Source organism: Bradyrhizobium sp. P5_C11_2 (assembly GCF_054049755.1).
The window spans coordinates 1-7,113 of sequence record NZ_JBFULT010000399.1; the positions used below are offsets into that span (position 1 = coordinate 1).

7 protein-coding genes and 1 pseudogene are annotated in these 7,113 nt (G+C 65.0%); 1 reads left to right on the forward strand and 7 read right to left on the reverse strand.

Annotated elements, in window-relative coordinates; all coding sequences use genetic code 11:
• Nucleotides 1-431: pseudogene (locus tag ACXJL8_RS28945) on the reverse strand (hypothetical protein); the annotation flags it as partial.
• A gap of 564 nt (nt 432-995) precedes the next feature.
• On the opposite strand from ACXJL8_RS28945, the gene ACXJL8_RS28950 reads away from it, so the two are divergent.
• Nucleotides 996-1,328, forward strand: coding sequence for a GYD domain-containing protein (locus ACXJL8_RS28950; protein WP_456623931.1), 333 nt, complete (start codon nt 996-998; stop codon nt 1,326-1,328).
• A 302-nt stretch (nt 1,329-1,630) separates the two neighbouring features.
• Here ACXJL8_RS28950 and flbD read toward each other — a convergent pair whose 3' ends face one another.
• The 6 genes from flbD to ACXJL8_RS28980 all read right to left on the reverse strand — a co-directional run.
• Nucleotides 1,631-3,016, reverse strand: coding sequence for a sigma-54-dependent transcriptional regulator FlbD (gene flbD / locus ACXJL8_RS28955; protein WP_456623930.1), 1,386 nt, complete (start codon nt 3,014-3,016; stop codon nt 1,631-1,633).
• Nucleotides 3,017-3,127: 111 nt separating this feature from the next.
• Nucleotides 3,128-3,478 (reverse strand): flagellar motor switch protein FliN, encoded by a 351-nt coding sequence (gene fliN / locus ACXJL8_RS28960; RefSeq protein WP_456623929.1) that lies wholly within the window; start codon nt 3,476-3,478, stop codon nt 3,128-3,130.
• Between the two features lie 3 nt (nt 3,479-3,481).
• On the reverse strand, nt 3,482-4,102 hold the full coding sequence (locus tag ACXJL8_RS28965; RefSeq protein ID WP_456623928.1) for a FliH/SctL family protein: 621 nt from the start codon (nt 4,100-4,102) through the stop codon (nt 3,482-3,484).
• On the reverse strand, nt 4,102-5,199 hold the full coding sequence (gene fliG, locus ACXJL8_RS28970) for a flagellar motor switch protein FliG (protein WP_456623927.1): 1,098 nt from the start codon (nt 5,197-5,199) through the stop codon (nt 4,102-4,104). The genes ACXJL8_RS28965 and fliG overlap by 1 nt, the downstream gene beginning before the upstream one ends.
• Before the next feature lie 18 nt (nt 5,200-5,217).
• Nucleotides 5,218-6,828 carry a flagellar basal-body MS-ring/collar protein FliF gene (gene fliF, locus ACXJL8_RS28975; protein WP_456686019.1) on the reverse strand — a complete coding sequence of 537 codons (1,611 nt, stop codon included), beginning with the start codon at nt 6,826-6,828 and terminating at the stop codon, nt 5,218-5,220.
• A gap of 182 nt (nt 6,829-7,010) precedes the next feature.
• A partial coding sequence (locus tag ACXJL8_RS28980) for a DUF1153 domain-containing protein (RefSeq protein ID WP_456686020.1) occupies nt 7,011-7,113 on the reverse strand: 103 nt, incomplete at its 5' end.

The window sequence follows — 7,113 nt, forward strand, 5'->3', positions numbered from 1 at the left end:
GTCCACATCTCTGAACCAAGTGCCGGCGGGGGCCCGGGGCGAAACTGCGATCCGGAAGCCATGACCCAGGGCGTCGTCGCGCCCGTGGTTGAGAAAAGCGGAACGGTGGTCGGAACGTAGGCGCCCGGTGTCGTCAGGGGCCGGTAAGTTTCCGGAGCGGCGCTGCCGTCATTCGCACGAAGCGCGATGATCTGCATCGCGGCCTCTTTCCCGAGGTTGACGCCGGCGATCTTGGACTCGCCGTCGGCAATCGGCGCCAGAGAATTCGTCAGCGTCGCATCCAGGTCCGGCTTGAGGTCTGGATAGATCGACAGCAGCACGTCGTGAGCGGCAACTGCCGCAGCAGCTTCCCGCGACGTCGAACGGTCCGCGGGCAGGGAGATCTTGTATGGCGCGTAGCGGCGGTCGATCGCGTTGACCGCCTCGAACATTGCGATGTGCATCATGGACAAGACGCGGCTGTGGGGCGCTGGAGGAATTTGCTTCTCGGTAGCRATCGCGTCGGCCTTTGCGTTCCAGTCCATGATCACGTCAGCGCGTGCCAACGACGCCGAGACTGCGATCAGCGTTACAATCAGCGATAAGCGGGAGATGGTCCACGAGGAGCATTTCATGGCGTGCCCTTTCGATGTGAAGGACGTTTCGCGAGGTCGATGCGGCTCTGACCGACATCGCGTCGCGCTGCTTGTGACTCTAGCGATCTTGATGTGGTTTGGTTGTGAACTGCTTCACTCGCCGCACGCGGCTCAACCGAGAAGCAGATGTTTCCTGGCCAGCAGAACAGTGGCGTTCCGAATGGGTAGGCTTGGCTTACCGTTCGCGCTGTAGTGTGGAGTCGGCTATAGTCGGCGCAAGCTGCCAGTTGGACGTGCCGAAGTCCGTAGCTCGATTTTCAAGGCAGCTCGCATGCCGTCGGCAGGCGGTGCCTTGCTCTCGTTTCAGAGCGTCTTTTCTAGGACGACATTGTCACCGGTGTAACCTCAACGGAGAGAAACATGCCGTTGTTCATCTCGTACGTCTCATACTCAAATGCCGGTATCAAGGGAATGGTCGACAAGCCGACCGATCGCACATCGGCCATCGGCGCGCTGGTCGAGAAGGCCGGTGGGAAGCTCCAGGGAGCTTTCATGACCACTGGTCAACACGATGCAGTGCTCGTCACGGAGTTTCCTGACGGCGCCGATGCCATTGCGATTGGAATGGTGGCCGCTGCGGCTGGCGCCGTCTCCAAGATCGAAACCGTACGCGCTTGGAAGATGAGCGAGTTCAAGAGCATCGCGGAAAAGGCTTCCAAACTCGTGAGCACCTACGTACCGCCGGGCAAGTAGGCCCCGCGCGGGCGCGGCCAAGTCGGAGCAAGAATAGGGTAGGAACGCGATATCTCCTCATCGTCGTCCCGGCGGAGGCCGGGACCCATACCGCGCGATCTATCGATTGTAGGCGGTTGGAGTACCGAGCGACGGGTCTTCGCCAAACTCCTCCCTGTGGTTATGGGTCCCGGCCCCCCGTGCGCAATTGCGCACTAGGCCGGGACGACACCTATTGTGTGGTGACTGGTTGCGTTCTCCTCAAAAGGAAAATGCCCGGGCCAAGCCCGGGCATTCGCGTCCTTTAGCGTCTGTGTAGTGACCTACGCCCCCACCATCGGCATGCGCGGGTATTCACCGGGCGTGCCGGCGGGTGTGATCGGGATGCCGCCGTCGGCGTATTCGTTGAGCTTGTTGCGCAGCGTGCGGATCGAGATGCCGAGGATGTTGGCGGCATGGGTCCGGTTGCCGAGGCAGTGCTTCAGCGTCTCCAGGATGAGGTCGCGCTCGACGTCGGCGACCGTGCGGCCGACCAGGGCGCGCGTCACCTGCTCGGCGGCGAATGTGGCATGCGCGACCGCGGGTGCCGTCTTGGCGAGGTCGAGGCGGTCGCCGTCCGGCGTGAGGATGGCGTCGGGACCGATCTCGTCGCCCTGCGCCATCAGCACCGAGCGGTGCATGGTGTTTTCGAGCTCGCGGACGTTGCCCTGCCAGCGGTTGCTGGAGAGCACGCGGCGGGCTTCCGCCGAGATCGGGCGCAGCGGCACGCCGTTGGCGTCGGCGTATTTCTTCACGAAGTGCTGGGCCAGCTCCAGAATGTCGGCGGGGCGCTCGCGCAGCGGCGGGATCTTCAGGTTCACGACGTTGAGGCGGAACAGCAGGTCCTCGCGGAACGTGCCCTCGCGCACGGCGTCCGCCAGATTGCGGTTCGAGGTCGCGATGATGCGGATGTCGACCGGCACCGGCTTGGTGCCGCCGACGCGGTCGATCACGCGCTCCTGGATGGCGCGCAGGAGTTTCGATTGCAGGCGAACGTCCATCTCCGAGATCTCGTCGAGCAGCAGCGTGCCGCCGGTCGCTTCCTCGAACTTGCCGATGCGGCGGGCGATCGCGCCGGTGAAGGCGCCCTTCTCGTGGCCGAACAGCTCGGACTCCAGCAGGTGCTCGGGGATCGCGGCGCAGTTGATCGAGATGAACGGGCGCTTGGCACGCGCCGAGCGGGTATGGACGTAGCGCGCCAGCACTTCCTTGCCGGTGCCGGATTCGCCGGTGACCATCACCGAGGCGTCGGAGCCCGCGATCTGCTGCGCGAGCTTGACGACCTTCGCCATCGCCTCGTCGCGATAGATCAGCTCGCGGGAATCGTTGGCGACCGCGGCCAGCACCGCGGCGATCAGCTCCGGATCCGGCGGCAGCGGGATGTATTCCTTGGCGCCGGCGTGGATCGCGGCGACCGCGGCGCGGGCGTCGTTGGTGATGCCGCAGGCGACGATCGGGGCGTGGATGTGCTCGGCCTCGAGCCGCATCACGAGGTCGCGGATGTCGAGGGCGACGTCGACCAGCAGCAGGTCGGCGCCCTTGCCGCCGCGCAGCACGCGCATCGCCTGGTCGTGATCCTCGGCGTGGGTCACGGTGGCGCCGTTCTCCATCGCGATCTTGGTGGCGGTGGTGAGCTGGCCCTTCAATGTGCCAACGATGAGAAGCCGCATGTCAGTCTCCTGTCCGTCTGTACGCGCTGCCGCGCGTCATTCCCTGTGTTTGCGCCAGCATGATCCGGAGAAGTGCGAAGCGGTTTTCCGAGAGGATCATGCTCAAAACAATCAACCGCGTTCAGTCTTGATGATTTCGGTCATGGTCACGCCGAGCTTGTCCTCGACCAGCACCACCTCGCCGCGGGCGACGAGACGGTTGTTGACGTAGATGTCGATGGCCTCGCCGACGCGCCGGTCGAGTTCGAGCACGGTGCCGGGTCCGAGCTTCAACAGCTCGCCGACGTCCATCTTGGAGCGGCCGAGCACGGCCGAGACCTGCACCGGCACGTCGAAGACGGCTTCGAGGTCGGCGGCGACGCGCGACGCGTATTCGTCCTCGTTGTAGCCGACGTCGGTGCCGGTCGGCGGCATCGGGCCGTTGAGGTCGGGCAGCGGGACCTGTCCGTCGGTGTCGCTCATGGCTTAGTTCCCCCTGCGGGACGCGATATAGCGTCCGACGAGTTCATCGACCTTGGCCGAGATGGCGCCGCGCTCCAACACGACGCCGCCATCGGCCCACTCGATCCGGCAGTCGCCGGTCGCAATCTCGGGCTCGGCCAGGATCACCAGCCGGCCTTCGAAGCCGCTCTGCTTGGCCAGCCGCTCGATCTTCTCGCGCGCGGCGTCGTACAGCGCGTCGTTGATGCGGACGACGAGATGCGGCGTCGCGACCAGGTGCGAGAAGCAGTCCTTGACCAGCGCGACGATCTCGCCGAGCGGCTCGGCGGCGACCAGATCGGCGCACAGCTTGCGTGCCACCGCCACCGCGACCTCGACCGCCTCGGTCTCCATCTTGGTCTCGATGTTGCCGATGCCCGAGGCGACGCCCCGGATCGCGATGTTGATCTCTTCCATGGCCAGCGCGACGCGGCGGTCGCTCTCGGTCTTGGCCTCGCGCTGGCCGGCGTCAAAGCCGTCCTGATAGGCGCGCGCCTCGGCTTCCGCGACCTTCTGGGCGATCTCGGCCGCGGTCGCGGCCTTCTCGCGCGTCCGGTCGGGCGCGGCGAAGTCGGTATCGAACAGGAATTTTGCGGGAGCTCCCATCAATACACCAACTCGTCGTCGGCGCGGTTCTTGGTCAGCATGATCTCGCCCTTGGCGGCGAGGTCCTTGGCGAGGTTGACCAGCAGCGCCTGGGCCTCGTCGACGTCGCGCAGGCGCACGGGGCCCATCGCCGCCATGTCGTCCTGGAGCATCTTGGCCGCGCGCGAGGACATGTTGCCGAAGAAGAAGTTGCGGACGTCCTCGTTGGCGCTCTTGAGCGCGACGCCGAGCTTGTCCTTGTCGACGTTGCGCATCAGGGTCTGGGCCGAGCCGGAATCGAGCTTCACGAGGTCGTCGAAGGTGAACATCAGCGCCTTGATGCGCTCGGCGGATTCGCGGTTGTCCTCTTCCAGCGAGGTGATGAAGCGGGTTTCGGTCTGGCGGTCGAAATTGTTGAAGATTTCCGCCATCACCTCGTGGGCGTCACGGCGCCGGGTCTGCGACAGGTTGGACATGAATTCGGTGCGCAGCGTCTTCTCCACGCTCTCGATCACCTCCTTCTGCACCGCCTCCATCTTCAGCATGCGGTTGACGACGTCGAGCGCGAGTTCTTCGGGCAGGATGCCGAGCACGCGGGCGGCGTGCTCCGACTTCAGCTTCGACAGCACCACGGCGATGGTCTGCGGGTATTCGTTCTTGAGGTAGTTGGCGAGGACCTCTTCCTGCACGTTGGAGAGCTTCTCCCACATGTTGCGGCCGGCGGGACCGCGGATTTCGTCCATGATGCCGTTGACGCGCTCGGGCGGCAGGTACTGCTGGAGCAGCCGCTCGGTGGCGTCGAAATTGCCCATCAGCGCGCCCGAAGCCGACATGCGCGAGACGAATTCGAGCAGCATGTCCTCGACCGTGTCGACCTCGACGGTGCCGAGCGTCGACATCTCCAGCGAGAGCTGGCGCACCTCGTCGTCGTCGAGCAGCCCCCAGATCTTGCCGCCATATTGCTCGCCGAGCGCCAGCATCAGGATCGCGGCACGCTTCGGTCCGACCAGTTGCTCGGCCGGCTTGCCGTCCTTGGCCCGGGTGTTGGCGCGCTGGCCGAGCGTGGAGATCACGCTGGTGATGTCGTTGCTGTTGGCGTTTTGCAGGGCTGCGGCCATGTCAGTTCACTTCTCGGATCATTTCGCCGGTTCGCTCAGCCATTGACGGATGATGGCGACGGTTTCGTTGGGGTTGCGCTCGGCGAGCTCGCCGACGCGATGAACGGACTGGGCGTGGACCTGGCCCTGGATGGTGGCGACGTCGATCGCGCTCGCGGTGCCGTTCGGCAGGAGCTGCTGGCCGCTGGCGGCCGGGGTGGATTCCTCCGCGGGGCCGCTGAGGACGCCGGAGATGGCGGCGGCGACCTCGTCGGAGGCGAGGATGCGCTTGACCAGCGGCCGGATCACCATGAACAGCACGACCAGGCCGAGCAGCATCATGACGCCGAGCTCGACGAAGTACATGACGTCGTCCTTGGTGAACTGGAGCATGCCGAGGAAGCCGCCCGACTCGCTGATCGGAGCGGTGGATGGCGCGTCGGCGAAGCGCAGATTGACGACCTCGACCTGGTCGCCACGCTTCTGGTCGAAGCCGATCGCCGAGCGCACCAGGGTGGCGATGCGGTCGAGCTGCTCCTTGGTGCGGTCCTGATAGGCCTGCTCGCCCTTCTCGTTCTTGGAGTAGATGCCGTCGACCAGGACGGCGACCGAGATGCGGTTGACCCGGCCGGCCTCGGTCACCTCGGTCTTGGTGGTGCGGGAGATCTCGTAATTATTGGTCTCTTCGCTCTTCTTGCTCTGGTCCTTGGCGGCGACGCCGCCGTTCTGCTGGTTGCCGGGCAGCTCGTTGTTGACGGTGACCTGGCCGTTGTTGTCGGCGGTCATGCTCTGCTCTTCGCGGGTCTGGCTCGAGCGCAGCACGCGGCCCTCGGGATCGAACTTGTCCGAGGTCTGGGTGATCTTGTTGAAGTCGAAATCGGCCGAGAGCTGGACGCGGGCGCGCCCGGTCCCGACCACGGAGGAGACGATATCCTCGACCTGCTTGCGCATCCGCTTCTCGAAGGCGGTGCGGCGCTCGTCGCCGATCTGCTGGTCCGGATCGCTCTGGGCGCCGTCGGCGAGCAGCTGGCCGGCCTCGTCGACGATCGAGACGCGCTGCGGCTTCAGGCCGTTGACGGCGGAGGCGACGAGGTGGCGGATGGCGCGGATCTGCTGCGCTTCGAGCGAGCCGCGGACCCGGACCACGATCGAGGCCGACGGCTCCGGCGCCTCGCGCGCGAACAGCGGGCGCTCGGGCAGCACGAGGTGGACGCGGGCGGCCTGGATGCGGTCGATGGCGCGGATGGTGCGGGCGAGCTCGCCCTCCAGCGCGCGGAGGTGATTGATGTTCTGGACGAAAGAGGTGGTGCCGAGCGCGTCCGACTTGTCGAACACCTCGTAGCCGACCCCGCCGCCCTTGGGCAGGCCGCCCTCGGCGAGCTTCATCCGCAGCCGGGTGACCTTGTCCTTGGGCACCATGATGATGCTGCCTTCATTGCGCAGCTCGAACTGGATGCCCTGGCGCTCCAGGTCCTTGATAATGCCCGAGGAATCCTCGACGCTGAGGTCGGTGAACAGGGTCGTCATCTGCGGCGTGGTGACGCGCATGATGACGARCGCGAAGAAGCCGATGAGCGCGGCGGTGACCGCGATCATCGCCCCGAACCGGGCGGCGCCGATACCCTTCAGAAAGTCCGCAAGACCTTGCAAGCAACCGCCCCAGAAGATTCGGCTGCTTTCCCTGGAAAGGCCGACTGGGCAATTATTGCCTAGGTGATGGTTTCGATATGGTTAACGAAGGTTAAGAACCGGGACAAAAGTAGCGTCATGAAAAAAATCGGCCTCGCGGGGCGAGGCCGATTTTCGTCAAAAGCCGCAGATTTCCGGATCGCTTACTGGCGATATTGCTGAATGCGGGTGGTGCGAAGCCCCGCAAGACCATGCTGGTCGATGGAAAACTGCCAGGAGAGGAATTCGTCGACCGTCAGGGTGTAA